25 protein-coding genes are annotated in these 24,723 nt (G+C 71.7%); 10 read left to right on the plus strand and 15 right to left on the minus strand.

Going from position 1 to position 24,723, the window contains the following annotated elements; translation table 11 throughout:
* Positions 1-90 precede the first annotated feature (90 nt).
* On the plus strand, positions 91-786 hold the full coding sequence (locus tag ACZ4WZ_RS30190; protein WP_467895513.1) for a phosphatase PAP2 family protein: 696 nt from the start codon (positions 91-93) through the stop codon (positions 784-786).
* Positions 787-902: 116 nt separating this feature from the next.
* Here ACZ4WZ_RS30190 and ACZ4WZ_RS30195 read toward each other — a convergent pair whose 3' ends face one another.
* Together ACZ4WZ_RS30195 and ACZ4WZ_RS30200 are read right to left on the minus strand one after the other, a co-directional pair.
* Entirely contained in the window at positions 903-1,145 is a 243-nt protein-coding gene (locus tag ACZ4WZ_RS30195; RefSeq protein WP_467895516.1) for a hypothetical protein, read from the minus strand.
* A gap of 70 nt (positions 1,146-1,215) precedes the next feature.
* Positions 1,216-1,434 (minus strand): hypothetical protein, encoded by a 219-nt coding sequence (locus tag ACZ4WZ_RS30200; RefSeq protein WP_467895519.1) that lies wholly within the window; start codon positions 1,432-1,434, stop codon positions 1,216-1,218.
* 142 nt (positions 1,435-1,576) lie between these two features.
* Here ACZ4WZ_RS30200 and ACZ4WZ_RS30205 point away from each other — a divergent pair, with 142 nt between their 5' ends.
* On the plus strand, positions 1,577-2,449 hold the full coding sequence (locus ACZ4WZ_RS30205) for an SCO4651 family lipoprotein (protein WP_467895521.1): 873 nt from the start codon (positions 1,577-1,579) through the stop codon (positions 2,447-2,449).
* Positions 2,450-2,596: 147 nt separating this feature from the next.
* Positions 2,597-2,749, plus strand: coding sequence for a hypothetical protein (locus ACZ4WZ_RS30210; protein ID WP_467895684.1), 153 nt, complete (start codon positions 2,597-2,599; stop codon positions 2,747-2,749).
* A gap of 79 nt (positions 2,750-2,828) precedes the next feature.
* Here ACZ4WZ_RS30210 and ACZ4WZ_RS30215 read toward each other — a convergent pair whose 3' ends face one another.
* Entirely contained in the window at positions 2,829-3,143 is a 315-nt protein-coding gene (locus ACZ4WZ_RS30215; protein WP_042801353.1) for a metal-sensitive transcriptional regulator, read from the minus strand.
* Between the two features lie 193 nt (positions 3,144-3,336).
* Here ACZ4WZ_RS30215 and ACZ4WZ_RS30220 point away from each other — a divergent pair, with 193 nt between their 5' ends.
* Together ACZ4WZ_RS30220 and ACZ4WZ_RS30225 are read left to right on the plus strand one after the other, a co-directional pair.
* Positions 3,337-3,957 carry a DUF47 domain-containing protein gene (locus ACZ4WZ_RS30220; protein WP_388945876.1) on the plus strand — a complete coding sequence of 207 codons (621 nt, stop codon included), beginning with the start codon at positions 3,337-3,339 and terminating at the stop codon, positions 3,955-3,957.
* 5 nt (positions 3,958-3,962) lie between these two features.
* Positions 3,963-4,961: an inorganic phosphate transporter gene (locus ACZ4WZ_RS30225; RefSeq protein WP_467895526.1), complete on the plus strand. Its 999-nt coding sequence runs from the start codon at positions 3,963-3,965 to the stop codon at positions 4,959-4,961.
* 121 nt (positions 4,962-5,082) lie between these two features.
* Here ACZ4WZ_RS30225 and pstB read toward each other — a convergent pair whose 3' ends face one another.
* The 6 genes from pstB to ACZ4WZ_RS30255 form a co-directional block, all read right to left on the minus strand.
* A complete protein-coding gene (gene pstB, locus ACZ4WZ_RS30230; RefSeq protein ID WP_467895529.1) occupies positions 5,083-5,859 on the minus strand; it encodes a phosphate ABC transporter ATP-binding protein PstB in 777 nt (258 codons plus the stop codon).
* Positions 5,860-5,915: 56 nt separating this feature from the next.
* Positions 5,916-6,998 (minus strand): phosphate ABC transporter permease PstA, encoded by a 1,083-nt coding sequence (pstA, locus tag ACZ4WZ_RS30235; protein ID WP_467895532.1) that lies wholly within the window; start codon positions 6,996-6,998, stop codon positions 5,916-5,918.
* Complete coding sequence (pstC, locus tag ACZ4WZ_RS30240) at positions 6,998-7,987, minus strand: phosphate ABC transporter permease subunit PstC (protein WP_388945887.1); 990 nt, start codon at positions 7,985-7,987, stop codon at positions 6,998-7,000. The genes pstA and pstC overlap by 1 nt, the downstream gene beginning before the upstream one ends.
* A gap of 131 nt (positions 7,988-8,118) precedes the next feature.
* A complete protein-coding gene (gene pstS / locus ACZ4WZ_RS30245) occupies positions 8,119-9,258 on the minus strand; it encodes a phosphate ABC transporter substrate-binding protein PstS (protein ID WP_467895535.1) in 1,140 nt (379 codons plus the stop codon).
* Positions 9,259-9,585: 327 nt separating this feature from the next.
* Positions 9,586-10,551 (minus strand): CHAD domain-containing protein, encoded by a 966-nt coding sequence (locus ACZ4WZ_RS30250; protein ID WP_467895538.1) that lies wholly within the window; start codon positions 10,549-10,551, stop codon positions 9,586-9,588.
* Positions 10,532-12,838 (minus strand): RNA degradosome polyphosphate kinase, encoded by a 2,307-nt coding sequence (locus ACZ4WZ_RS30255; protein WP_467895541.1) that lies wholly within the window; start codon positions 12,836-12,838, stop codon positions 10,532-10,534. Before ACZ4WZ_RS30255 ends, ACZ4WZ_RS30250 begins: the two co-directional genes overlap by 20 nt.
* Before the next feature lie 297 nt (positions 12,839-13,135).
* Here ACZ4WZ_RS30255 and ACZ4WZ_RS30260 point away from each other — a divergent pair, with 297 nt between their 5' ends.
* The 3 genes from ACZ4WZ_RS30260 to ACZ4WZ_RS30270 are packed head-to-tail and all read left to right on the plus strand — an operon-like array spanning position 13,136 to position 16,585.
* Positions 13,136-14,320, plus strand: a complete 1,185-nt coding sequence (locus ACZ4WZ_RS30260) for a S1C family serine protease (RefSeq protein ID WP_467895544.1) — start codon at positions 13,136-13,138, stop codon at positions 14,318-14,320.
* A 52-nt stretch (positions 14,321-14,372) separates the two neighbouring features.
* Positions 14,373-15,122: a response regulator transcription factor gene (locus tag ACZ4WZ_RS30265; protein ID WP_467895546.1), complete on the plus strand. Its 750-nt coding sequence runs from the start codon at positions 14,373-14,375 to the stop codon at positions 15,120-15,122.
* A complete protein-coding gene (locus ACZ4WZ_RS30270; protein ID WP_467895549.1) occupies positions 15,119-16,585 on the plus strand; it encodes a sensor histidine kinase in 1,467 nt (488 codons plus the stop codon). The genes ACZ4WZ_RS30265 and ACZ4WZ_RS30270 overlap by 4 nt, the downstream gene beginning before the upstream one ends.
* Here the strand turns inward: ACZ4WZ_RS30270 and ACZ4WZ_RS30275 are convergent.
* Positions 16,565-17,440: a phosphatidylinositol-specific phospholipase C gene (locus ACZ4WZ_RS30275; RefSeq protein ID WP_467895552.1), complete on the minus strand. Its 876-nt coding sequence runs from the start codon at positions 17,438-17,440 to the stop codon at positions 16,565-16,567. The genes ACZ4WZ_RS30270 and ACZ4WZ_RS30275 overlap by 21 nt on opposite strands.
* Before the next feature lie 61 nt (positions 17,441-17,501).
* Positions 17,502-18,089: a TetR/AcrR family transcriptional regulator gene (locus tag ACZ4WZ_RS30280; RefSeq protein WP_467895554.1), complete on the minus strand. Its 588-nt coding sequence runs from the start codon at positions 18,087-18,089 to the stop codon at positions 17,502-17,504.
* A 148-nt stretch (positions 18,090-18,237) separates the two neighbouring features.
* Here ACZ4WZ_RS30280 and ACZ4WZ_RS30285 point away from each other — a divergent pair, with 148 nt between their 5' ends.
* The gene (locus ACZ4WZ_RS30285) at positions 18,238-19,023 is read left to right on the plus strand and encodes an alpha/beta fold hydrolase (protein WP_467895557.1); all 786 of its coding nucleotides are present in this window, start codon (positions 18,238-18,240) and stop codon (positions 19,021-19,023) included.
* A gap of 108 nt (positions 19,024-19,131) precedes the next feature.
* Here ACZ4WZ_RS30285 and ACZ4WZ_RS30290 read toward each other — a convergent pair whose 3' ends face one another.
* On the minus strand, positions 19,132-20,949 hold the full coding sequence (locus tag ACZ4WZ_RS30290; RefSeq protein ID WP_467895560.1) for a bifunctional metallophosphatase/5'-nucleotidase: 1,818 nt from the start codon (positions 20,947-20,949) through the stop codon (positions 19,132-19,134).
* Positions 20,950-21,086: 137 nt separating this feature from the next.
* Between ACZ4WZ_RS30290 and mshD the strand changes: the two genes are divergently transcribed.
* Entirely contained in the window at positions 21,087-22,016 is a 930-nt protein-coding gene (gene mshD, locus ACZ4WZ_RS30295; RefSeq protein ID WP_467895563.1) for a mycothiol synthase, read from the plus strand.
* A 482-nt stretch (positions 22,017-22,498) separates the two neighbouring features.
* On the opposite strand, the gene ACZ4WZ_RS30300 is transcribed toward mshD, so the two are convergent.
* The 3 genes from ACZ4WZ_RS30300 to ACZ4WZ_RS30310 all read right to left on the minus strand — a co-directional run bounded on the left by ACZ4WZ_RS30300 (position 22,499) and on the right by ACZ4WZ_RS30310 (position 24,651).
* The gene (locus ACZ4WZ_RS30300) at positions 22,499-22,948 is read right to left on the minus strand and encodes an NUDIX hydrolase (RefSeq protein ID WP_467895679.1); all 450 of its coding nucleotides are present in this window, start codon (positions 22,946-22,948) and stop codon (positions 22,499-22,501) included.
* A gap of 62 nt (positions 22,949-23,010) precedes the next feature.
* Positions 23,011-23,331 carry a putative quinol monooxygenase gene (locus tag ACZ4WZ_RS30305; protein ID WP_467895566.1) on the minus strand — a complete coding sequence of 107 codons (321 nt, stop codon included), beginning with the start codon at positions 23,329-23,331 and terminating at the stop codon, positions 23,011-23,013.
* A gap of 99 nt (positions 23,332-23,430) precedes the next feature.
* Positions 23,431-24,651 (minus strand): helix-turn-helix domain-containing protein, encoded by a 1,221-nt coding sequence (locus ACZ4WZ_RS30310; RefSeq protein ID WP_467895568.1) that lies wholly within the window; start codon positions 24,649-24,651, stop codon positions 23,431-23,433.
* Positions 24,652-24,723: the final 72 nt, after the last annotated feature.

A 24,723-nucleotide genomic window follows, 5' to 3' on the forward strand; every position in this document is an offset into this window, starting at 1 on the left:
TGGTCACGGGGGTTGATCGGCTGGGGGGTTGAAGGGGCGCACACCGTCGTGCGCCCGCAGGGGACCTAGGCAGGCAAGGGGCCGCGGCGCATGGCTGGACTCACGACCGGTGGGCCGAATGTGGATGTCAGCCTGCTGTACGGAATCAACGCCCTGTCCCGGCGCGCCCCGGACTGGTTCGACCGCGCCGTGGCCTTCACCGGCTCGTACGGACTGCCGCTGGCCATGGTCCTGCTCGTGCTGTGGTGCTGGCGCGGCACCAGGCGGCAGGACGAGACGACCGCCGCCGAGTCGTTCGCCGCGCTCGTGTGGGCGCCCCTCGCCGCCGGCGTCGCCCTGCTGGTGAACGTACCGCTGCGTCAGTTCGTCGCCCGGCCCCGGCCGTTCCTCCAGCACGACGGCCTGGAAGTGCTCGGCGGCGCGGGCGCGCCCGTCCCCGGCTTCTCCTTCGTCAGCGACCACGCCACCCTCGGGATGGCCCTCGGCGTCGGAGTGTTCCTGGTCAACCGCCGGCTCGGGCTCGTGGGGATCGGCCTGGCGCTCGCCGAGGGGCTGTGCCGGGTCTACCTCGGGGTGCACTACCCGACCGACGTCATCGGCGGGTTCGCGCTCGGCACCGCCGTCGTCCTGCTGCTCGCCCCGCTCGCCATGGCGGCGCTGGCCCCGGTGGTCAGGGCCGTCGCGCGCGCGCCGCGCCTCGGGCGGCTGGTACGGGCTCCCGAGCGGGTGGTGGCGCGCCCGGTCGAGCTGGCGCAGCGCCCGGCCGAGAGCGACCTCGCCGCGTAGGCGCGGCCCCGCCCGGACGGCTCAGGGGTTCCAGAGCGCGAGCAGGAGCGCCACCAGCAGGCACAGCCCCGCGGCGCCGAAGCACAGGCGCACCGCCACCGGGCGCGGGCGCGGCGTCACGGGTCGCCGCCCTCGCCGTCCCCGCCCGGATGCTCCGGCTCCGTGCCGTCGCGGCGGTAGCGGGAACGCAGCCACAGCCCGGTGGCCACGGCCGCCGCGGTGGTGACCCCGATGGCCAGCGCCACGTCGGCCGGTCCGTCCACCGACCCCACCGGGCGGGCCCAGGCAGCCGCGGCCGGGGTGAGCGCGAGCAGCAGGGCCCAGAGGAGGGCCGCGAGGGAGCGTGCGGTACCTGGCATGGAACCAGAGCAACCGCTCGCGGGGGCCCCGGCCAGCCGGGGCGTCCGAACGGACGAAGGCGCGCCGCGGCTATCCCGAGGTGTGCAGGGTCGCGTCCCTGCGGGCCAGGTCACGGGAGCGGCGGGCCGGCCCCTTCCAGCCGCAGCTGCACACGGCCAGGCAGAAGGAGCCGCGTTCCGCGGTGCTCGTGGAGTGGCCGGCGGGCGGCTGTGCGGGTTCCGCGCGGCCCCGCGGCAGGGGCACAGCGGTAAGCGGAGCGAGCGGCGTCGCCTTCGTGTGCTGATCCACCCCTCCACCGTACCCGGGCGCGGGCCCGTCCGGTACGGCCCCGGCAGCTGGGCGGCCCGTTACGGGAAACCCCGGACCTCGTTAACCGGAGCGGGTGGGGGCCTCGGGCAAACAGCGGTCTCGCGTTGGGGGTTGGCAGGCGATGGTGGTGCACCAGCACAGGCGACGGAGAAGGCGTGCGGGTGAGGCGGTGCTCGCGGTCTGTGCGGCGGTGGCCGTCGCGGCGCTGAGCGCGTGCGGAGCGGCGAGCGGCACGGACGCCGGCGGCGGTTCCGGCACGGGCTCCCGCGGCGGTGACGGCCGGCCCCCGGGCGACCCGGCCGCCGCGGTCCGCGGCGCCGCCGACGCGCTGACCGCCGCCGGGAGCGCGAAGGCCCGTACGGCGATGGAGATGGCGACCGGCGGCACCCGGGTCACCATCCGGGGCGAGGGCGGGGTCGACTTCCGCAAGCGGATGGGCCAGCTGCTGGTGATGCTCCCCGCCGACGTGAAGGGTCAGGCCGAGCACCGGCCCATCACCGAGCTGCTCGTCCCCGGCGCGCTCTACATGAAGAACCGGGGCGCCGGAGTCCCCGACGACAAGTGGGTCCGGCTCGACACCGCCACCCTCTCCGACGGGAACCTCGTCACCGGCGGTGCCACCGATCCGGTGGCCGCGGCCGAGCTGCTGCGGGGCGCGCGGGAGGTGACGTACGTGGGCGAGACCGAGCTGGCCGGCACCAAGGTGCGGCACTACCGGGGTACGACGGACATCGCGGAGGCCGCGCGGAGGGCCTCGCCGGAGACCAAGGGGGCCCTGGAGGCGGCGGCGAAAGGGTTCAGCAAGGACAGCGTGCCGTTCGACGCCTACCTCGACGAGGAGGGGCGTCTGCGCAAGGTCCGGCACCGGTTCACGTACGTCAAGAATGGCGTGATCGATGTGTCCTCCACCACGCTGCTCTACGGATTCGGGACTCCGGTGACCGTCGTATTGCCCCCAAGCGGGGACATTTACGCCGGGAAGATCGCCGAATAGCCTGCCGGGCGGGGTGAACCGGCGCCTCCGGGCCATGGCCCCGCTATCCGGAAATGGTCCATCCGTGTCATGCGCGGCGAGAGGCCCGCTCCCTAGGCTGGGATGCCGAGCGCCGACGGGCGAGGGCGGCAGAGAGAGGTGACACGCGTGACTCCCGCAGGCGGCATGACGGTGCAGGACCACGTGGCGCTCGCCGAGATCGAGCTGTGCGGTGAGCTGATCATCGCGGCCTCGGCGGCGGCCGAGGAACGGCTGAGCCAGGACCGGATCGACGAGGTGCTGATGGGGATCCGCCTGTAGCTCCGGGCGGCCCGGGGCGGTCCCGGCGGCGCCGTTGCCGGGGGCCGCGCCCCCGGACCCCGTACCGGCGCGCGCCGGGTCAGCTGCGCAGCAGGCGCGCGATGGCCTTCGTGGCCTCCTCCACCTTCGCGTCGATCTCGGTACCGCCCTTGACGGCGGCGTCCGCGACGCAGTGGCGCAGGTGCTCCTCCAGCAGTTGGAGGGCGAAGGACTGGAGGGCCTTCGTACTGGCCGACACCTGCGTGAGTATGTCGATGCAGTACACGTCCTCGTCGACCAGGCGCTGGAGGCCGCGGATCTGGCCCTCGATCCGGCGCAGCCGCTTGAGGTGCTCGTCCTTCTGGTGGTGGTAGCCGTGGACGGCTCCGGAGCCCTCCGCCTCGATGGTCGTCATCGGTCCTCCCGTGGTCCGGAAAGAGGGGTTATACCCCTCGTGGGTATAGGGTACGTCGCCCGGGCCGGGGGGACAGGGGTCCGTAACCCCCACTCTGCCTGATGGAGGACACTGGGGAACCGCCGGTTAGCCGTGGCCGGGGGATGCGCCTAGCATCAGCCTGACCGAATCCAATGCACCCCGAGGACCTCACGTGCGATTTCGTCTGACCCCCAGGGAGACGAGCTTCTACGACATGTTCGCCGCATCCGCGGACAACATCGTCACGGGCTCCAAGCTCCTGATGGAACTGCTCGGAGCGGAACATTCCGCCCGGGCCGAGATCGCGGAGCGGATGCGGGCGGCGGAACACGCTGGGGATGACGCCACCCACGCGATCTTCCACCAGCTGAACTCCTCCTTCATCACGCCGTTCGACCGCGAGGACATCTACAGCCTCGCCTCGTCGCTCGACGACATCATGGACTTCATGGAGGAAGCGGTCGACCTCGTCGTCCTCTACAACGTGGAGGAGCTGCCCAAGGGCGTCGAGCAGCAGATCGAGGTGCTGGCGCGGGCCGCCGAGCTGACCGCCGAGGCCATGCCGCACCTGCGGACGATGGAGAACCTCACCGAGTACTGGATCGAGGTCAACCGTCTCGAGAACCAGGCCGACCAGATCCACCGCAAGCTGCTCGCCCAGCTCTTCAACGGCAAGTACGACGCCATCGAGGTGCTGAAGCTCAAGCAGATCGTCGACGTCCTCGAAGAGGCCGCCGACGCGTTCGAGCACGTCGCGAACACGGTGGAGACCATCGCCGTCAAGGAGTCCTGAACCCCGTGGACACCTTTGCGCTGGTCGTGACCATCGGTGTCGCGCTCGGCTTCACGTATACGAACGGCTTCCACGACTCCGCGAACGCCATCGCCACCTCCGTCTCGACGCGGGCCCTGACCCCGCGCGCGGCCTTGGCGATGGCCGCCGTGATGAACCTGGCCGGCGCCTTCCTCGGCAGCGGGGTGGCCAAGACGGTCAGCAAGGGTCTGATCGAGACCCCGCACGGCAACAAGGGCATGTGGATCCTCTTCGCGGCCCTGGTCGGCGCGATCGCCTGGAACCTGATCACCTGGTACTTCGGTCTCCCGTCGTCCTCCTCGCACGCCCTGTTCGGCGGCATGGTGGGCGCGGCGCTGGCCGGCGGGACGGAGGTCATCTGGTCCGGTGTGGTCGAGAAGGTCGTCATCCCGATGTTCGTCTCGCCGGTCGTCGGTCTCGTGGCCGGTTATCTGGTGATGGTCTGCATCCTGTGGATGTTCCGCCGGGCCAACCCGCACAAGGCCAAGCGCGGCTTCCGCATCGCGCAGACGGTCTCGGCGGCCGGCATGGCGCTCGGCCACGGTCTCCAGGACGCCCAGAAGACGATGGGCATCGTGGTGATGGCCCTGGTCATCGCCGATGTCCAGGGTGCCGACGAGGCCATCCCGATCTGGGTGAAGGTCGCCTGTGCCGTGATGCTGTCGCTGGGCACGTACGCGGGCGGCTGGCGCATCATGCGCACCCTCGGCCGCAAGATCATCGAGCTGGACCCGCCGCAGGGCTTCGCGGCGGAGACCACCGGTGCCTCGATCATGTTCGGCTCGGCGTTCCTCTTCCACGCGCCGATCTCGACCACCCACGTGATCACCTCGGCGATCATGGGCGTGGGCGCGACCAAGCGGGTGAACGCCGTCCGCTGGGGCGTCGCCAAGAACATCATCCTGGGCTGGTTCATCACCATGCCGGCGGCGGCTGCGGTGGCCGCGGTCAGCTTCTGGATCGTGAACCTGGCCTTCGTGTAGCGCCTTAGCGCCGTACGAAAGCGGGCCGGCTCCCCCCACCCAGGGGGAGCCGGCCCTTTTCTTTCGCCCTGCGGCGGCACCGCCATGCAGCGCCGCAGGACGTCCAGGCGGGTTCCGGCGATCAGCCGAAGCGGCCCGAGATGTAGTCCTCCGTCGCCTGGACGGACGGGTTGGAGAAGATCCGGTCCGTGTCGTCGATCTCGACGAGCTTGCCCGGCTGGCCGACGGCGGCCAGGTTGAAGAAGGCGGTGCGGTCCGAGACGCGGGCCGCCTGCTGCATGTTGTGCGTCACGATGACGATCGTGAAGCGCTCCTTCAGCTCCCCGATCAGGTCCTCGATGGCGAGGGTGGAGATCGGGTCGAGGGCGGAGCAGGGCTCGTCCATCAGGAGGACCTGCGGCTCGACCGCGATGGCGCGGGCGATGCACAGGCGCTGCTGCTGGCCGCCCGAGAGGCCGGAGCCCGGCTTGTTCAGGCGGTCCTTGACCTCGTTCCAGAGGTTGGCGCCCTTGAGGGACCGCTCGACGGTGTCCGCGAGCTCGGCCTTCTTGTAGCTGCCGTTCAGGCGCAGGCCCGCCGCCACGTTGTCGAAGATCGACATGGTGGGGAAGGGGTTGGGGCGCTGGAAGACCATGCCGACCGTGCGGCGCACCGCGACCGGGTCCACGCCGGGGCCGTACAGGTTCTCGTCGTCCAGCAGCACCTTGCCCTCGACGCGGCCGCCGGGGGTGACCTCGTGCATGCGGTTCAGGGTGCGCAGGAAGGTCGACTTGCCGCAGCCGGAGGGGCCGATGAAGGCCGTCACGGAGCGGGGTTCCACGGTCATCGAGATGTCGTCGATGGCCTTGTGGCTGCCGTAGAAGGCGGAGAGGCCGCTGACGTCGATTCGCTTGGCCATGAGGGTCACTTCGCTTTCAGTTGGTCACCGCGGCGGAGCCGCTAATGGGCTCGCTCTTAGCGACCGGTCTTCGGGGCCTTCCAGCGGGCGATGCCGCGGGCCACCAGGTTGAGGATCATGACGAAGGCGATCAGGACGAGCGCTGCCGCCCAGGCCCGGTCGTAGGAGGCTTCACTGCCGACCTTGTACTGCTCCCAGATGTAGAGCGGGAGCGAGGACTGGGCGCCTTCGAAGGGGTTGCCGTTGATGAGCTGCGAGCCGAAGACCAGCAGCATGATCGGCGCGGTCTCACCGGCGATGCGGGCCACCGCCAGCATGACACCGGTGGAGATGCCGCCGATGGCGGTGGGGAGCACCACCTTCAGGATGACGCGCCACTTCGGCACGCCGAGGGCCAGGGCGGCCTCGCGGAGCTCGTTCGGGACGAGCTTGAGCATCTCCTCGGTGGAGCGGACCACGACCGGCATCATCAGGATCGACAGGGCCATCGCGCCGGCGAAGCCGGAGGGGCCGAAGCCGAGCATCAGGTTCCAGGTCGTCAGGATGAACAGGCCCGCGACGATGGAGGGGATGCCGGTCATCACGTCGACGAAGAAGGTGACGGCCTTGGCGAGCCGGCCCTTGCCGTACTCGACCAGGTAGACGGCGGTCAGCAGGCCGATCGGCGCGGCGATCAGGGTGGCCAGGCCGACCTGCTCCAGCGTGCCGAGGAGGGCGTGGTAGACGCCGCCGCCCTGCTCGAAGCTGGTCACGCCGTTCATGGAGTGGCTCAGGAAGTCGCCGTCGAGGACGCCGATGCCGCGGCTGACGGTGGTGATCATCAGGGAGAGCAGCGGGACGACGGCGAGGACGAAGCAGACCCAGACGACGGAGGTCGCGACGCGGTCCTTCGCCTGGCGGCGGTTCTCGACGACCGCGCTGGAGGCGTACGTGATCCCGACGAACAGCAGCGCCGCGATCAGGCCCCACTGGATCTTGCTGTGCAGGCCGAAGAGGAGGCCGGTGCCGGTGCCGAGCGCGGCGGAGGCGACGGCGGTGCCGGCCGGTGCCCAGCGGGGCAGGCCGCCGCGGGTCAGTCCGGCGGGGGAGGAGGAGCGGCGGGCCCCGGCGGGGCGCTGGTCCTGGAGTGCGTGGCTCATCAGGCGTTCGCCCCCGAGAAGTCCTTGCGACGGGCGATGATCAGGCGGGCCGCGCCGTTGACCAGCAGGGTGAGCAGGAAGAGGACCAGGCCGGAGGCGATCAGCGCGTCGCGGCCGAACTCGTTGGCCTCGTCGAACTTCGCGGCGATGTTCTGCGCGAAGGTGCCGCCGCCCGGGTTCAGCACGTGCAGCGAGATGAGGAAGCTCGGGGAGAGGACGGTCGCGACGGCCATGGTCTCGCCGAGCGCGCGGCCGAGGCCCAGCATCGAGGCGGAGATCACGCCGGAGCGGCCGAAGGGCAGCACCGACATCCGGATGACCTCCCAGCGGGTCGCGCCGAGGGCCAGGGCGGCCTCCTCGTTCATGCGCGGGACCTGGAGGAAGACCTCGCGGCTGACGCTGGTCACGATCGGCAGGATCATGATCGCGAGCAGGATGCCCACGGTGAAGAGCGAGCGGGCGACGCCGACCTGGGTCTTCTCGAAGACGTAGGTCCAGCCGAGGTACTCGTCGAGCCAGAGGTTCAGCCCGTTCAGCTGCGGCACCAGGAAGAGGGCGCCCCAGATGCCGTAGACGATCGACGGCACGGCGGCCAGCAGGTCGACCACGTAGGCGAGGGGCGAGGCCAGCTTGCGCGGCGCGTAGTGCGAGATGAACAGGGCGATGCCGACGGCGATCGGGACCGCGATGACCATCGCGATGATCGAGCTGACGACGGTGCCGAAGAGGAGGACGGCTATGCCGAAGACGGGGGGGTTGGCCGAGGCGTTCCAGTCGAAGGTGGTGAGGAAGTTCCCCTCGTTCTTCGACAGCGCGATGGTGGCCCGGTAGGTGAGGAAGGCGGCGATCGACGCCATGATCACCAGGAGCAGGATGCCGGAGCCCTTGGAGAGCCCCGCGAAGATCTTGTCACCGGCGCGGCCGGTGGACCTCGTGCTCGAGGAGACGGGCGGAGCCGCGTCTGTCTGGGTGAATGTGGTGGAAGCCATGGTCTTTCCGGTCTGTGTGGGGGGCGGGCCCCCTGGCGGCGGTGCACCGGATTTCCCCCGGGTGGAGGGGGAGGGTCCCGGGTCCCGGGGCCGATCGGCGGAGGATCGGCCCCGGGCCGGGAGGGGTGTTGCTAGGCCAGCGACTTGATGACTTCGCGGACCTTGGTGTTGATCTCGGCCGGGATCGGCGCGTAGCCGTTCTCGGTGAGGACCTTCTGGCCCGCGTCCGAGGAGGTGTACTCGAGGAAGGACTTCACGGTGCCGAGCGTCTCGGGCTTGTTGCCCTTGTCGCAGACGACCTCGTACGTGACCAGGACGATCGGGTACGCGCCCTCGGCCTTGGTGGTGTAGTCGAGCTTCAGGGCCAGGTCGGAGCCGGTGCCGGCGATCTTCGCGGCGGCGATGGCCTTGGAGGCGTTCTCCGGGGTGGCCTTGACCGGGGTGCCGGCGCCGGTGTTGACGTCGACGGTCTTGATGCTCTGGGAGGTGGCGTACGAGAGCTCGAAGTAGCCGATCGCGCCGTCCACGGCCTTGACCTGGGAGGCGACGCCGGCGGAGCCGGAGGCGGCCTGGCCGCCGGGGGCGGGCCACTTCTTCGAGGCCTCGTAGGACCAGGCGTCGGGGGCGGCGGCCTTGAGGTACTTGCCCAGGTTCTCGGTGGTGCCCGAGTCCTCGGAGCGGTGGAAGGCCTGGATGGCGGTGGAGGGGAGCGTGACGCCGGGGTTCAGCTTCTTGATCGCCTCGTCGTCCCACTTCTTGATCTTGTCGTTGAAGATGTTGGCGATCGTCGCGGCGTCCAGGTTCAGCTTGTCCACGCCGGAGACGTTGAAGCCGAGGGCGATGGGGCCGCCGACCATCGGCAGGTTGATGCCCTGGCCGCCGGTGCAGATCTTCTTCGACTCCTCGACCTGCTCGGGCTTCAGCGCGGAGTCCGAGCCGGCGAAACCGACGGTGCCCTGGTTGAAGGCGACGATGCCCTCACCGGAGGAGGAGGACTTGTAGTTCACCTCGACGCCGGAGCAGGCGGCCATGTAGTTCTTCACCCACAGGTCGACCGCGTTCTTCTGCGCGGAGGAGCCGGAGGCGAGGAGCTTGCCCTTGGCGCCGTCGCACTTGACGTCGCCGGGGGCGGGGGCCGAGGCCTTCTTGGTGCCGTCGGCGCCGGTCTTCGTGTTGTCGTCCGAACCGCACGCCGTGAGGACCAGGGCGCCGGACACGACGAGGGCCCCGAGGGCGGAGGCACGAAGCCGGTTCTTGCGCTGAAGCTTCACTTTCGGGTGTTCCTTCCGAGGAGCCGCCGGCCGCTTTCTGTATCGGGGCGGCGTGCGAAGAGGACTACGGGGCTGTGGGGTGCGGCGCCGCGTTTTCCCGATCGGCTCGCACTGTGCACTATCGAAATTAGGCAGAACAGGTGAAGCCGTCGACCGCGCTTGGTGAACGGGGGGTGAACCGTGGCGGACGGCCTGGTGCGGATGGGGTGGTTTGCGCCGGGGCGCAATCGGGCGTTATCCGCCCGTTACGACGCGGTTGCCTCTTCCCGGGCGCGTGCGCGGGCATGGCCGGATCCCGCCGGTGCCCCGGCCCGGCCCGGCGGGGCGCTACGGGTGGAGGACGGCCCCGGCCGGGGCGGGGTGCCAGACGCGGTGGAAGGCGCGGCGGGCCGCCTCCACCGCGTGGCGCTGGTCGGCGTGCAGCACGCCGAGGGCGTACGCGGTCGCCGGGGCGATGCGCGGGGTGCGGGCGGCCGCCGCCGAGGCCGTGGCGGCCTCCGCGGCGTCTCGGTGCAGGTCCAGCACCTCGCCCGCCGCCGAGAGCCGGGCCACGTCCCCGCCCAGGGCCTCCCGCGCGTACCGGTGCACCCGCAGCAGGCGGCGTACCTCGTGCCAGGCGGCGTCCTCGTGCGCCGCGTACGGGGTGCCCTGCGCGGCGGGCAGGGCGGCGACGGCCCCCGCGAGGCGGGCGCCGGTGAGCTCCGCCAGCGGTTCGAGCACGTCCCCGGCCCGGCCCCGGGCGGCCGCCGGGTCCAGCGGCACCTCCGAGGCCAGCACCGCGACCGCGTCCGCCACCGCGTGGAAGCGGGACGACCCGAGGGCCTGGAGGGTGGCCGAGTGCGCCCGGGTGCGCGCCAGGGTGAGCCGGCGCTCCAGCAGGGCGCCCGCCCGCGCCGAGCCCACCGTGAGGGCGCCCGGGGCGCCCGCCCCGCCCCGCGGCGCGGGCAGGTCGGGGGAGCCCGACAGCCGCTGGAGGGCCTCCAGCAGCCGGGACAGCCGGGCGGCGTGGGCGTGCTCGTCGGCCAGGGTGGCGGACAGCCAGACCAGCTCCGTGCGCAGGGAGTCCGCCCAGCCCGGCTCGGTGACCGGCCGGAACGTGCTCAGCGAGCCGGCGATGCGGCGCGCCGCGCCCCGCAGGCCGTACGCCGCCCCGCTGCTCTCGGCGGAGTCGGAGCCGCCCGCCGCGCCCGCGTCGTGCAGGCGCAGCGCGCGCAGGAAAGCGGTGGCCTGGGAGCGCAGGTACGCGCCGAGCACGTCACCCGCGGTCAGGTCGTCATGGTTTGGCAGAGCCACGCCGGCGCCTCCGGGCGTCTATGAGCATCTCCTGTACGTGCCGCAGCGGCTGGCCTTCGGCGTCGGTGCTGTGCCGGGTCCATTCGCCGTCCGGGCCCAGGTGCCAGGAGGAGGTGGCGTCGGACATGCCGGTCTCCAGCATCCGGTCCAGTGCCGCGCGGTGGGCCGGGTCGGTGACCCTGACCAGTGCCTCGATGCGGCGGTCGAGGTTGCGGTGCATCATGTCGGCGCTGCCGATCCACACCTCGGGTTCGCCGCCGTTGCCGAAGGCGAAGACCCGGGAGTGCTCCAGGAAGCGGCCGAGGATCGAGCGGACCCGTATGTTCTCCGACAGCCCCGGGACGCCGGGGCGCACGGCGCAGATGCCGCGCACCCAGATGTCGATGGGGACGCCCGCGCGGGAGGCCCGGTAGAGGGAGTCGATGAGGGCCTCGTCGACGATCGAGTTCATCTTCAGCCGGACCGACGCCGGGCGGCCCGCCCGGTGGTGGTCGGCCTCCTTGTCGATGCGGGAGATCAGCCCGTCGCGCAGGGACTTGGGGGCGGTCAGCAGCCGGCGGTAGGTCTCGCGGCGGGAGTAGCCGGACAGCCGGTTGAAGAGGTCCGAGAGGTCCGCGCCGACCTGCGGGTCGGCGGTGAGCAGGCCGAGGTCCTCGTACAGGCGGGCGGTCTTGGGGTGGTAGTTGCCGGTGCCGACGTGGCTGTAGCGGCGCAGGGTGTCGCCCTCCTGCCGGACGACGAGGGAGAGCTTGCAGTGGGTCTTGAGGCCGACGAGGCCGTAGACGACGTGGCAGCCGGACTCCTCCAGCTTGCGCGCCCACTTGATGTTGGCCTGCTCGTCGAAGCGGGCCTTGAGCTCCACGAGGACGAGGACCTGCTTGCCGGACTCGGCGGCGTCGATCAGCGCGTCCACTATCGGGGAGTCACCGGAGGTCCGGTACAGGGTCTGCTTGATCGCGAGGACGTCCGGGTCCCCGGCGGCCTGTTCCAGGAAGGCCTGTACGGAGGTGGAGAAGGAGTCGTACGGGTGGTGGAGCAGTACGTCGCGCTCGCGCAGCGCGGCGAATATGTCGGGCGCGGACGCGGACTCCACCTCGGCGAGGTCGCGGTGGGTGCCGGCCACGAACTTGGGGTACTTCAGCTCGGGCCGGTCCAGGGAGGAGATGCCGAAGAGCGCGGTCAGGTCGAGCGGGCCGGGCAGCGGGTACACCTCGGCGGCGCTGACCTTCAGCTCCTGGACGAGGAGGTCCAGGACGCCGGGGTCGATGGACTCCTCCACCTCCAGGCGCACGGGCGGGCCGAAGCGGCGCCGCATGAGCTCCTTCTCCAGGGCCTGGAGGAGGTTCTCGGCGTCGTCCTCCTCGACCTCCAGGTCCTCGTTGCGGGTCACGCGGAACATGTGGTGCGCGAGCACCTCCATGCCGGGGAACAGCTCCTCCAGGTGCGCGGCGATGACGTCCTCCAGGGGGACGTAGCGCTGCGGGGAGGCCTCCAGGAAGCGGGAGAGGATCGGCGGGACCTTGACCCGGGCGAAGTGGCGGTGGCCGCTGACGGGGTTGCGCACGACGACGGCCAGGTTGAGGGAGAGGCCGGAGATGTACGGGAACGGGTGCGCGGGGTCCACGGCCAGCGGGGTGAGCACCGGGAAGATCTGGTTGCGGAACAGGGTGAAGAGGCGGGCCTGCTCCTTCTCGGTGAGGTCGGGCCACCGGATGAGGTGGATGCCCTCCTCCGCGAGCTGGGGGGCGATGTCGTGCTGGAAGCAGGCGGCGTGCCGGGCCATGAGCTCGCGCGAGCGGGTCCAGATCAGGTCCAGCACCTCGCGGGGCTGGAGACCTGAGGCCGAACGGGTGGCGACGCCGGTCGCGATGCGGCGCTTGAGGCCGGCGACGCGGACCATGAAGAACTCGTCGAGGTTGCTCGCGAAGATCGCCAGGAAGTTGGCGCGCTCCAGGAGCGGGGTGGCGGGGTCCTCGGCGAGCTCGAGCACCCGCTCGTTGAAGGCCAGCCAGCTGCGCTCCCGGTCGAGGAACCGGTTCGCGGGGAGCTCGCCGGTCTCGTCCTTGTCCTCGTACGCGTCCAGGTCGGCGTCGAGGTCGGGATCGAGGTCGACGTGGCCGACCACGCGGGCCGCGTGGGGGCGGTGGGCGGCTATGGAACCGAGGCGGGGCTTGCCGGTGCCGGTGCCGTTGCCGGCGTCGCCGGTGCTGCCGCTTCCGGTTGCGGGGGTGTGAGACGGGTGCTGGGCGGGGACCCCGGCGGGGCCTGCGCTGGGCTGGTGGCTCATGACTCCATTCTTCCGCGCACGCGGCAGGACAGGCGCGTCGGAAGTGTCTGCCGTCAGGCGGAGTCGGGGCTGCATGCCGGGAGACTCGCAAGCGCGTCTGAATGCCCGGTTAATGGCGTATGGCTTTCGGGGTCCGCCTGGCGCACGCGGCGGGGGCGGGTGCGCCTTTCCCGCGCCCGGGCGGGCCTTCGGCGGGCCTTCCGGCGGGCGGGGCTTTATATCGGGCATACGCGGTTCTGTCGGGCTTCTCAGCCGGGACTCAGAATGCTTTCATGATCCGCGGACAGAGTCGGAGGCATGACCGAGAGCTTCCGCCGCGAAGGCGAGTACCCCCAGCAGAACCAGGAGAACGGCCCGGACCGCCACGGCGCGCCCTTCGGGGACGACTGGCTGCGGGGGCGCGAGCGGCTGGCGCGGGATGCCGGGGCCGGGGCCCTTCCGCCGCCGCCCCCGTATCCGCCGGCCGCCCCGGCCCCCGGCTGGCACGAGGCGCACCAGCCGCCGGTGCTCCGCGGCGAGGCCCTCCCCGCGGGGCCGCCCGCCGGGCCCGCCACCGGGCCCGCGCACGCGGCCCGCGCCGGGCGCCCCGTCGCGCTGCTCGCCGCCGTCGCCCTCGCGGCGGCCGTGATCGGCGGCGGGTCGGCCGTCGCCGTGCAGGAGCTCCTCGGGCGGGGCGCGTCCACGGGCGGCGGCTTCAGCGGTACCAACGTCTCGCAGTCCAGCAACGGCACCGTCTCGGGGGTCTCCGAGCAGGTCAGCCCGTCCGTCGTCCGCATCGACACCCGCACCGGCTCCGGTCAGGGCACCGGCTCGGGCATCGTGCTCACCGCCGACGGCGAGGTCGCCACCAACAACCACGTCGTCAACGGTGCCTCCGAGATCGAGGTGACGATGAGCGACGGGAAGAAGTACCAGGCCAAGGTGGTCGGGACCGATCCCGGCAAGGACCTCGCGCTCATCAGGCTCCAGGGCGCGAGCGGCCTCAGGCCCGCCGAGCTCGGCGACTCCGACCGGCTCAAGGTCGGTGACCAGGTCGTCGCCATCGGCTCCCCCGACCGCCTCACCGGCACCGTCACCAGCGGCATCGTCTCGGCCCTGAACCGGGAGGTGAACGTGCCGAGGTCCGACGACCGGCAGCAGGCCCCGCAGCGGCAGCCCGGCGGTTGGCCGTTCTCCTTCGAGGGCCGGCAGTTCAACGGCGACACCGGCTCCAGCACCACCTCGTACAAGGCCATCCAGACCGACGCCTCCCTCAACCCCGGCAACTCCGGCGGCGCCCTCGTCAACATGAACGGCGAGGTCGTCGGAATGCCCTCCGCGATCTACTCCCCGGCCGCCGACGGCGCCGGTGCCGGCAGCGTCGGCCTCGGCTTCGCCATCCCCGTCAACACCCTCAAGGCCGACCTCGACTCCCTCCGGAAGGGGGGCGCCGGGAGCGGCGGCGCCGACAGCGGCGCCACCGGCTTCGGCACCTCCTTCTGACACCCTGGGACGTGCCCCGCGCACCGACCGACCACCCCTGGGGGAGCCCACCATGGCCGCAGCCGCCACCACCGGCGCAGAAGGCGAACCGCAGCGGATCCTCGTCGTGGACGACGAGCCGGCCGTACGTGAGGCCCTGCGCCGCAGCCTCGCCTTCGAGGGCTACGCCGTCGCGACGGCCGTCGACGGGCTCGACGCCCTCGACCGGGCGGCCTCGTACACCCCCGACCTGATCGTCCTCGACATCCAGATGCCCCGGATGGACGGGCTGACGGCGGCCCGCCGGCTGCGCGCCTCCGGCAGCGTCACGCCGGTGCTGATGCTGACCGCCCGCGACACCGTCGGCGACCGCGTCACCGGCCTCGACGCGGGCGCCGACGACTACCTGGTGAAGCCCTTCGAGCTGGACGAGCTCTTCGCCCGGGTCCGCGCGCTGCTGCGCCGCAGCTCGTACACCGCCCCCGCCGCCGGCCGGGAACCGGACGGGGACTCCCTCGCCTTCGGCGACCTGCGCATGGACCTCGCCACCCGCGAGGTCACCCGCGGCGGGCGCCCGGTGGAGCTGACGCGTACGGAGTTCACCCTGCTGGAGATGTTCCTGGCGCACCCGCGCCAGGTGCTGACGCGCGAGCAGATCCTCAAGACGGTCTGGGGCTTCGACTTCGAGCCGAGCTCCAACTCCCTGGACGTCTACGTGATGTACCTGCGCCGCAAGACCGAGGCGGGCGGCGAGCCGCGGCTGGTCCACACCGTGCGCGGGGTGGGGTACGTCCTGCGCGTCGGCGAGGGCGGGCCCGAATGACGGGTCCGGCCGCCCGGTTCCGCGCCCTGCCGTTGCGCTCGCGGCTCGCGCTGCTGGTCACCGTCGCGGTGGCGGTCGCCGTGGCGGCGGTGGCGGGGGTGTCCTGGGTGATGGTCCGGGCGCAGCTGAACGACCAGCTCAACCGGTCGCTGAGGGGCACCAACCCCAACGAGCAGGTGCTGCGGACCCTGCGCGAGGGATGTGCGAACCGGCCGGCCCAGACCTCCCCGAACATCGCCGAGGAACTGAACGCCACGGTCCAGATCGTCACCGCCGACGGCGGCCGCTGCCTGGTCGACGGCCGGCGGGACCTGCCGGTCACCCGGGCCGACCTGGAGGTCGCGGTGACGCCGAACGCCAGCAGGCTGCACGACGTGACGACCGACGACGGCACCGGCATGCGGGTCTACACCCGCTCCGCCAGCCTCGCCGGAGGCCAGCGCTTCGCGATCTCCATCGCCAAGCCCCTCGCCGACATCGACAAGCCCCTGTCCACCCTGGCCTGGGTGCTGCTGCTGGTCTCCGGCATCGGTGTCGTCGGCGCCGGCGCGGCCGGGCTGTGGGTGGCCCGTACCGGGCTGCGGCCCGTCGACGAGCTCACCGGCGTCGTCGAGCACGTCGCCCGTACCGAGGACCTGACGGTGCGCATCCCGGACGAGGGCGACGACGAGATCGCCCGCCTGTCGCGGTCCTTCAACTCGATGACCGCCGCCCTCGCCTCCTCCCAGGAGCGCCAGGCCCAGCTGATCGCGGACGCCGGGCACGAGCTGCGCACACCGCTCACCTCGCTGCGCACCAACATCGAGCTGCTCGCGCGCAGCGAGGAGACGGGCCGGGCCATCCCGCCCGAGGACCGCAGGGAGCTGCTCGCCTCGGTCAAGGCGCAGATGACGGAGCTCGCCGCGCTGATCGGGGACCTCCAGGAGCTGTCCCGCCCGGACGCGGCCCCGCACGCCCCGCTCGGGGTGGTGGCCCTGCACGCGATCGTGGCCTCGGCCCTGTCGAGGGCCCGGCTGCGCGGACCCGAGCTGCGGTTCGGCTCGGCCCTGGAGCCCTGGTACGTACGGGGCGAGGCGGCGGCGCTGGAGCGGGCGGTGGTCAACCTGCTGGACAACGCCGTGAAGTTCAGCCCGCCGGGTGGCGCGGTGGAGGTCTCGCTGCACGCGGGCGAGCTGACCGTGCGCGACCACGGGCCGGGCGTCCCGCCCGAGGACCTCCCGTACGTCTTCGAGCGGTTCTGGCGTTCGGAGTCGGCCCGGGCCCTGCCCGGCAGCGGGCTGGGGCTGTCCATCGTGGCGCGTACGGCCGCCCGCTCGGGCGGCACCGCCGAGCTGCGCGCCGCCGCGGACGGGGCGGGCGGCACGGAGGCGGTCCTGCGCATCCCGGGCGCCCCGGCGCCGCCGCCGTCCTCGCGGCCCGCGGCGGGGGCCGGGGCACGGCCGTCAGTTGTGCCGGATCAGTGAGGCGACCAGGCCGGAGCGGGTGTTCGGGAAGTCCATCGGGACGATGCCGAGGCCGGTGCGGCCGGACAGCTCCGTGCCGTCGACGAAGGCGTGGACCTGCGGGTTGAGCCGGTCGGAGTTCCAGCGCGGGGGCATGTACGCGGCGGTGCTCACGTAGTTGACGAAGAGTTTGCCGGGCTGCTGGACCGCCTTGCGGAAGTGGTCCTCGATGCGGCCGCGCTTGGCGAAGGGCTCGGTGTTGTAGTCGTCCTGGATGTCGAAGACGGCGCCGTCGCCGTAGCGCAGGCCGGGCAGGCCGGCGTTGTCGGCGAGGAGGACGACCTTGCCGCGGGCCTGCCCGAGCGAGGGCAGGGTGTCGGAGATGCGGAAGAGCGGGCGCCAGCCCCGGTTGTCGAGGTAGTCGTCGAAGACGGCGCGGAAGGCGGCGTCGCTGTCGGAGGAGTACTCCTGCTTGACCCGCATCAGCACCGTCTCCGAGGGGTGCGCGGCGAGGAAGTTCCAGCAGTCGGTGAGGACGTCGCCGAACATCAGGCCCTGGTAGAACGAGCCGTGGTGGATGGCGAACGAGCCGCCGGTCACCCGGCAGCGGACGTCCAGGAAGCGGATCCCGGAGCCGAGCTGCTCGGCGACCGAGGTGTTCTGGCAGGCGACGTACAGGCCGCCCTGGCGGGCCCCGGAGTCGTGGGTGCCGGGGATGGTCATCCGCTGGAGGGCGGTGGAGTCGGCGAGGCCGGCCATCCAGTCCTGGGTGCCGAGTGCGCGCGCGGAGGCGGGGGCCGCCGTCCCCAGTCCGAGGAGCGCGCCCGCGCCCGCGGCCGTCGCCCCCGCCAGAAATGCCCGCCGGTCCCATGCCATGCCCCGCCCCTTTGCCGATCCGGTGATGGGACCGGATTATGGCGTGCGGAACCCGCGTTTACTACCCGTCGGTAGGCTCCGGATCCTCCAGCAACTCCACCATCCTGCGCAGCCCTTGGGTGAGCTCACGCCCCGTCGGGGCCTGTTCGGAGTCGGTCAGGGCCTGCACCATCACCCCGCTGAGCAGGGCCAGGTGCACGGACCCGAGGGCCCGTACGTCCTCCTCGGTGACGTCCTCCTCGGACACCCCGGCCAGCTGCGCGGCCACCATCCGCCGGGACCGGCGCTGGCCCTCGGCGAGGACCGCGAGCAGCTCGGGCGAGGACTGGGCGTGCACGAAGGCCTCGATGTTGGCGATCCACAGCCAGCGCATGTCGAGGAAGTCGCGGCTCTTGCGGTCCCAGGTGTCGGCGTACCGCTCGGCCGCGGTGCGGCCCTGCCCGGCGAGCCGGCCGGAGCCGGCGGCCCAGTCGTCCATGGCGGCGAACAGCGCCTGGTTGAGCAGCGCCTCGCGGGATCCGAAGTGGTAGCCGATGGCGGCCATGCTCACCCCGGCGGCCGAGGCGATGTCGCGCACGGTGGTGCGCGCGTACCCCTTCTCCTCCAAGCAGCGGCGCGCGCCGGCCAGCAGGTCCTCGCGATTTCCCATGTCCCGGATGGTATCCGCGCCCCCGCGGCGTGCCGTGCGCCCGGAATTGGGCAAGCGTGCAAGACGGTCGTATTGCGCGCTTGCCCAACTCCTGGCAGGGTGATGCCGTCACCACACCACCGCGGTCCACGAACGGGGAGAACCGGACATGCGCAACACGCTGGACATCGAAGGACGCACACTGTCGTACCTGGACCCGGGCGGCACCGGCCGCCCGCTCCTCGCCCTCCACGGCGGGATGTCCGAAGCCGCCGCCCTCACCGGCCTGGCCGCCGCCCTCGGCGACCGGTGGCGGGTCATCGCTCCCGACCAGCGCGGCCACGGCGACTCCGACCGGGCCCCCCACTACCGCCGCGAGGGGTACGTCACCGACGCCGTCGCCCTCCTCGACCATCTCGGGCTCACCGGGCCCGTCACCGTCCTCGGCTACTCCCTCGGCGGGCTCAACGCCTACCACCTGGCCGCCGCCCACCCCGGCCGGGTCGGCGCCCTGATCGGCGTGGACGCCACCATCGACATCCGCACCCCCGCCGGACCGCAGTGGTTCGACTTCCTCGAAGCCCTCCCCTACACCGCGCCCACCCGCGAGGAGCTCCTCGCCGCCGTGGACCCGGCCGCCCTGCCGTTCGTCGCCGACGGGGTGCGCCCCCTGGCCGACGGGAGCGGCTGGCGCCTGGCCTTCAACGGCGAGGACATGCTCGACTCCATCCGCTCCTGCGAGGGCGACCACTGGGACACCTGGCTCGCGAGCAACTGCCCCGCGCTGCTGATCCACGGCCGCCACAGCCGGGCGCTCACGCAGACCGTCGCCGACGCCATGGTCGCCCGGCGCCCGGGGACCTCGTACACCGCCCTCGACGGCGACCACTTCGTGCCCTTCACGGACCCGGAGGGCTTCCACGCGGCCGTCGCGGCGTTCCTGGCGACCCTCTGACGCCCCCGCCCCCTCCGGCACGGGGGTGCGGGGGGAGGGGCGGGAAAAGCCCGAGGGGGCGGCGGGCCGTCCGGCCCACCGCCCCCTCGGGAACGCACCCGCGTACCGCTACTTGACGACCGTGATCCGGTCGGCCGCCGGCGGGGCGATCGGGCTCGCAGCCGTCGACTTCGCCAGGTAGGCGTTGAAGGCGTCCAGGTCGGACGCGCCCACCAGCTTGTTCTTGTGCTCCTTCAGGACGGTGAACCCGTCGCCGCCGCCCGCGAGGAACTCGTTCATCACGACCCGGTACGTCTTGGCGGGGTCGATCGCCGCGCCGTTCAGCTTCACCGAGTCCACGACGACGCGGTCCGCGCCCGTCTTCGTCATGTCCAGGGTGTAGGTGAAGCCCTTCGACACCTGGAGGATCTTCGGGTTGGCCCCGTTGACCGGGCCGCTGACCTGCTGCTGGAGCGCGGTGATCAGCTGCGCGCCGGTCAGGTCCACGATGTTCATCAGGTTGTTGAACGGCTGGACCGTGTACGACTCGCCGTACGTGACGACCCCGTCGCCCTCCTCGCCCGAGGCCTTGTAGGCCAGGTCGGAGCGGATGCCGCCCGGGTTCATGATGGCCAGCTGCGCGCCGCCCTTGTCCGCCGGGGCGGTGGCCTCCAGCTGCGCGTCGGCGATCAGGTCGCCGAGCGGCTTCTCCGGCGCGTCCAGACCGCGGCCCGGGATGTCGGCCGAGATGTAGCCCATCGGACGGTTCGCCACCGGGGCGGCGAGCTCCTTCCAGCGGGTGATCAGCTCGGACATGTCCGGGGCCTTCGGCTGCTCACGGCCGACGACCTTGTTCACCGGCTTCGGCGACATGACCGGCGTACGGACGATGTCCTTCGTCGCCCGGTCGTACGTCAGCGTGGTGTCCGTGTACAGACGGCCCAGGGAGGCGGCCGAGGTCACCGTGCGCGGGTTGCCCGCCGGGTCGGGGATGTTGCAGGAGTACGCCTGGTGCGTGTGACCCGTCACCAGCGCGTCGACCTTCGCGTCGACGTTCTTGGCGATGTCGACGATCGCACCCGAGATGCCGGCGCCGGCGCCCGGCACGTCGCAGTCGTAGTTGTACGCGCCGCTCGCGGGCAGGCCGCCCTCGTGGATCAGCGCCACGATCGACTTCACGCCCTGCTTGTTCAGCTCGGCCGCGTACTTGTTGATCGTCTCGACCTCGTCGGCGAACTTCAGGCCCTTGACGCCCTCGGCGGTGACGACGTCCGGCGTGCCCTCCAGGGTGACGCCGATGAAGCCGATCTTCACCTCCCCCTTCTTCCAGACGAAGGTGGGCGACATCATCGGACGCTTGGTCTTCTCGTCCGTGACGTTCGCCGCGAGGTACGGGAACTGCGCCCCGGTGAAGGTCTTGCCGTACTCGAAGCACCCTTCGACCGGGTGACAGCCGCCGTACGCCATCCGGCGCAGCTCGGCCCGGCCCTCGTCGAACTCGTGGTTGCCCACGCTCGACACGTCGAGGTTCAGCTTGTTGAGCGCCTCGACGGTCGGCTCGTCGTGGAAGAGACCGGACAGCATCGGGCTGCCGCCGATCATGTCACCGGCCGCGGCCGTGACGGAGTACTCGTGGCCCTTGCGGGCCTCGCGCAGGCTGGTGGCGAGGTACTCGACCCCGCCCGCCGGTATTGCTTTGGTGGTGCCGTCTGCCTGACGTTCGCTCACGGTGCCGGAGGAGCCCTGCGGGGGCTCCAGCGTGCCGTGGAAGTCGTTGAACGAGAGCATCTGTACGTCGACGGTCCGGCCCTTGGGAGGCGTACCGCCACCACTCGCGGCACCGGCCGGCAGTGCGGCGGCGACCAGCGCGCCGGCACCCGCCGTGAGGGCGAGGGCGCCGAAGGTCAACCGGCGGGCCGAACGGGGCCGTTGTGGCTTCGCTGACATTTAGTCCCCTTTGTGGACAGCGAGACAAGTTGGGAGTGCCTCGCAGCCTAAGGTCAACGCGCGTAGCACGACAGGGGGTATCGGGTTGCGAGCTGGTTACGCACGGCCCCCGGGCGGCGGCGCCGTAGGCTCGGAACATGACTGACGCAGCAGCGGCCCTGGAGCCGGGACGGCAGATTGAGATCCTTGAGGAACTGACGGAGGAGCAGGCCGACTCCGTACTGGAGCTGATCACGGAGGCGGCCCGCACCGACGGCACCACCGCCGTCTCCGAGCAGGGACGCCTCCAGCTGCGCGGGGGACCGCGCGAGGGGATCCGGCACTTCCTCCTCACCGACGGCGGCCGGCTGTGCGGATACGGGCAACTGGAGGACACCGACCCGGTGGAGGCCCCCGCCGCCGAGCTCGTCGTCCACCCCGCCCTGCGCGGCCGCGGCCACGGCCGCGCCCTGGGCACCGCCCTGCTGCACGCCTCCGGCAAGCGGATCCGGGTGTGGGCCCACGGCGGCAAGTCCGCCGCCCGGCACCTCGCGCAGGTGCTCGGCCTGACCCTCTTCCGCGAACTGCGCCAGCTGCGCCGCCCCCTGGGCCCCGACGCGGCACCCCTGCCCGTGCCGGTGCTCCCGGCCGGGGTGACGGTCCGCACCTTCGTCCCCGGCCAGGACGACGCCGCCTGGCTGGCCGCCAACGCCGCCGCCTTCGCCCACCACCCGGAGCAGGGCGCGCTGACGCAGCGGGACCTGGACGACCGGATCGCGCAGCCGTGGTTCGACGCCAAGGGCTTCTTCCTGGCGGAGCGGGAGGGCGAACTGGTCGGCTTCCACTGGACGAAGATCCACGCCGAGGAGCAGCTCGGCGAGGTCTACGTGGTCGGCGTCCGCCCGGGCGCCCAGGGCGGCGGCCTGGGCAAGGCCCTGACGGCGATCGGCCTGCGCCACCTGGCGGAGTCGGGCCTGCCGACGGCGATGCTGTACGTGGACGCGGACAACCCGGCAGCGCTGGCGGTGTACGAGGGGCTGGGCTTCACGACGCACGAGATCGACCTGATGTACCGCACGGAGAGCTGAGGGGGGCGGGGCGGGGTGGGGGAGCGGTAGCCCCTTGGGCGGTATCAGGGCCGGTTTGGGGGTTTCCCGTCAGTCCCATCGTCCTTCCGGTTCGTGCCGGCCCGTCAAGGGCGCTCCTTCGTCGCGTCACTGCGTGATCGCCTTCGGCGACCCTTGACAGCCCGTCCCGCCCCGGAAAGACAAGGACTGCCGGGAACCCCCCAAAAGAACGGCACGGTCCAAGGGGAGGGGACGGGTCCCTCAGCGACGAGACGAGGGACCGGGCATCGGCCCGCCGGGCATCCGGGCCCCTGAAGGCCTGCCCCACGGCCAGGGGCCCGGCCCCCCGCACCCCGTGCCGACCAGAGCGGGGAGGGGAGCGGGTGGGCGCGTCAGATCGCTACGCGCTTCCCTCGGCATGGCGTCCGACGACCGTCCGGGGCTGATACCCGCACCAGATGTCGACCGGGACAGCGAGGGAAGCGGGTGGGCGCGTCAGATCGCTACGCGCTTCTCTGATCCCGGCGACCGGCCGCCGTCCGGGGCTGGTCTGTGAGGAGTCGATGCCCGTCGTGACTTCGTACGTGGGGGCTGCTGCCGTCGAGGGCGTCGAGGAGTCGGATGGCGTAGACCTCGGACATGCGCTCGGCCACCTCGTCGGGTGTGAGCCACTGGACTGCCGTGCTTTCGCCAGAAACGCGTTCTGTGCCGCCGGAAGGCTTGCAGCGGAAGACCAATGCCACCACTCCAGCCGCAATGTTCTTGTACACACCGGTGAGGTGGTCCACCTCGACATGGATGCCGGTCTCCTCACGCACTTCCCGGCACACCCCGTCCTCCGGGGTTTCCGTCAGCTCCAGTACTCCGCCGGGCAGCTCCCACGTCCCGTTGTCAGCTCGGCGGATGGCCAGCAGCCGACCGTCATCACGCACCACGGCTCCCGCAACCGACACGGAGTGGCGCGGCGTTGCCCTGTCCGATGGGACGCTGTTACTCACGTGCCGCGCATCGGAATTCACTGCCGTGCCGCCACCTTCCCAGCGATCGCGTCGAGGAACGTGACCTCGACGCCGGCAAGGTACTGGTCCCGCTGGGCGAGGAAGTGCTTGGTGTGCGGCTGGGCCTCGTGGGCCTCGAAAGCCGCACGGTCCGCGTAGAGCTCGTAGAAGACGCGCACCAAGGGCTCACCTTCCGGTGCGTGGATGACGTAGGTCAGCGTGCCGGGCTCAGTGCGCTTGATGCCCTCCAGAGTGATCGCACACAGCTCGTCGAATGCCTTCGCGGCTTCCCGATTGAGCAGGGAGAAGCGCACGACCAGGCCGAATCCCTCGCTCATACGTGCCCCTTCGAGTCGTAGAGAAAGCTCACGCGGACATCCTGCGGCTCACAGTTCCTCTGCGAGCCGCATGCTTCAGATGGGCGGCGCCGATGTGTCTCAGTCGAGCCGGGTGAGCGCGTCCACCAGTGTCCGGCCTTCCCGGGACCCTCGGCGCAGCAGGAGGCCGCCCACCTTGTGCAGTTCGGACCACGCATGGGGGCGGCCGACTTCCGAGGCATCGTGGATGACACCCAGTGCGGTGGTCAGAGCGGCCTCGGCCTCTCCGGCGCCCGCGTAGGCGTGGGCCAGGCAGGACCCGTACCAAGCCCGATCCCGGCGGTATGAGGGGGCGAAGCCGGCCAGTCCTGACGTCAGATGCACGATCGCACCGTCCCAGTCCTTCAGGTGCAGGGCGGCCATACCGCGCTGAGCCGCGAACCAGGACTCTCCGTAGAAGTAGAGCCAGGGCGGCGCGTCGGTGGCGCCGGTGATGATCCTCTGAGCCTCGTCCAGTCGGGAGTACGCCTCGTTGCGCTCACCTTCCAGCGCGTACCCACGCCCCGCCATCTGCACTGCCATGGCCCTGGTGGCCTCGCTCGCCCCTGACAGCGACGCAGCAGCCTCACCCAGCCGCGCACAACGCCGCCCACTGCCTCCCGACCACGCCAGGTGTGCCTTCATGCTCAGGGTGGTGGCCGCCAGGTCGCCGTACCCGGATTCCAGCGCCCAGTCGTAGGACCGGTCGAACCACCCCAGTGCGACAGGCCCATCGTCCTGGTCCTGTGCCATCCATGCCAGGAACTGGGCATACTCGGCCAGCAGCCTCACCACCCGGTCCGCCAGAGCGCCCCGGGCCTGTCCGTACAGCCCCACCACCTCCCGGAACTGTGCCAGCACCAGCGGGGCAACGGTGCGCGACCCGACTGTGTCCTCGGCCCGCCGATGGGCGGCCAGTAAGACATCCATCGCGTCGACCGAAGCCGCATCCAGCCGCAGCCCACCCTCTTTCACCCCGGCCAGACGCTCAGCGTCAGACCCTGACACCAACCCGGGCAGTACGAGCGAGGGAAGTGGCAGGTCCTCGTGCCGGGCTCCGAGCAGTTCTGGCGGCACGCCGAGCCCGTCGATGATGCGCTGCCGCACCTCGACCGAGGTCACCGCGCGGCGCCGGTTCTCGATGGCGGAGACGTCCGGCTGCGCCAGGCCCACGAGGGCGCCGAGCCGGCTCTGGCTGCTGCGCGTCAACTTCCGCCACGTCCCCAGCAGGGCAGCCCAGTCCTCGGCCGCTGCGGCCGCCCGCAGTTCGGGGTGCACCCACACATCCAACTTGGGCTCCATGCCCGAAATATAGGACGGCCCTATAGGACGCGGCAGTGGTTCGGCCCGGCCGCCACCCCACATGGTGGGTCA

Source organism: Streptomyces sp. NPDC029122 (assembly GCF_055569445.1).

What these genes read in the sequence shown, in the direction of transcription:
- ACZ4WZ_RS30285 (WP_467895557.1), top strand. Translation starts at nt 18,238, where the DNA reads ATGCGCAACACGCTGGACATCGAAGGACGCACACTGTCGTACCTGGAC.
- pstB (WP_467895529.1), bottom strand. Translation starts at nt 5,859, where the DNA reads ATGGCCAAGCGAATCGACGTCAGCGGCCTCTCCGCCTTCTACGGCAGC.
- ACZ4WZ_RS30260 (WP_467895544.1), top strand. Translation starts at nt 13,136, where the DNA reads ATGACCGAGAGCTTCCGCCGCGAAGGCGAGTACCCCCAGCAGAACCAG.
- ACZ4WZ_RS30290 (WP_467895560.1), bottom strand. Translation starts at nt 20,949, where the DNA reads ATGTCAGCGAAGCCACAACGGCCCCGTTCGGCCCGCCGGTTGACCTTC.
- pstC (WP_388945887.1), bottom strand. Translation starts at nt 7,987, where the DNA reads ATGGCTTCCACCACATTCACCCAGACAGACGCGGCTCCGCCCGTCTCC.
- ACZ4WZ_RS30275 (WP_467895552.1), bottom strand. Translation starts at nt 17,440, where the DNA reads ATGGCATGGGACCGGCGGGCATTTCTGGCGGGGGCGACGGCCGCGGGC.
- ACZ4WZ_RS30255 (WP_467895541.1), bottom strand. Translation starts at nt 12,838, where the DNA reads ATGAGCCACCAGCCCAGCGCAGGCCCCGCCGGGGTCCCCGCCCAGCAC.
- ACZ4WZ_RS30280 (WP_467895554.1), bottom strand. Translation starts at nt 18,089, where the DNA reads ATGGGAAATCGCGAGGACCTGCTGGCCGGCGCGCGCCGCTGCTTGGAG.
- ACZ4WZ_RS30270 (WP_467895549.1), top strand. Translation starts at nt 15,119, where the DNA reads ATGACGGGTCCGGCCGCCCGGTTCCGCGCCCTGCCGTTGCGCTCGCGG.
- ACZ4WZ_RS30310 (WP_467895568.1), bottom strand. Translation starts at nt 24,651, where the DNA reads ATGGAGCCCAAGTTGGATGTGTGGGTGCACCCCGAACTGCGGGCGGCC.
- ACZ4WZ_RS30205 (WP_467895521.1), top strand. Translation starts at nt 1,577, where the DNA reads ATGGTGGTGCACCAGCACAGGCGACGGAGAAGGCGTGCGGGTGAGGCG.
- mshD (WP_467895563.1), top strand. Translation starts at nt 21,087, where the DNA reads ATGACTGACGCAGCAGCGGCCCTGGAGCCGGGACGGCAGATTGAGATC.
- ACZ4WZ_RS30265 (WP_467895546.1), top strand. Translation starts at nt 14,373, where the DNA reads ATGGCCGCAGCCGCCACCACCGGCGCAGAAGGCGAACCGCAGCGGATC.
- ACZ4WZ_RS30305 (WP_467895566.1), bottom strand. Translation starts at nt 23,331, where the DNA reads ATGAGCGAGGGATTCGGCCTGGTCGTGCGCTTCTCCCTGCTCAATCGG.
- pstA (WP_467895532.1), bottom strand. Translation starts at nt 6,998, where the DNA reads ATGAGCCACGCACTCCAGGACCAGCGCCCCGCCGGGGCCCGCCGCTCC.
- ACZ4WZ_RS30195 (WP_467895516.1), bottom strand. Translation starts at nt 1,145, where the DNA reads ATGCCAGGTACCGCACGCTCCCTCGCGGCCCTCCTCTGGGCCCTGCTG.
- ACZ4WZ_RS30215 (WP_042801353.1), bottom strand. Translation starts at nt 3,143, where the DNA reads ATGACGACCATCGAGGCGGAGGGCTCCGGAGCCGTCCACGGCTACCAC.
- ACZ4WZ_RS30190 (WP_467895513.1), top strand. Translation starts at nt 91, where the DNA reads ATGGCTGGACTCACGACCGGTGGGCCGAATGTGGATGTCAGCCTGCTG.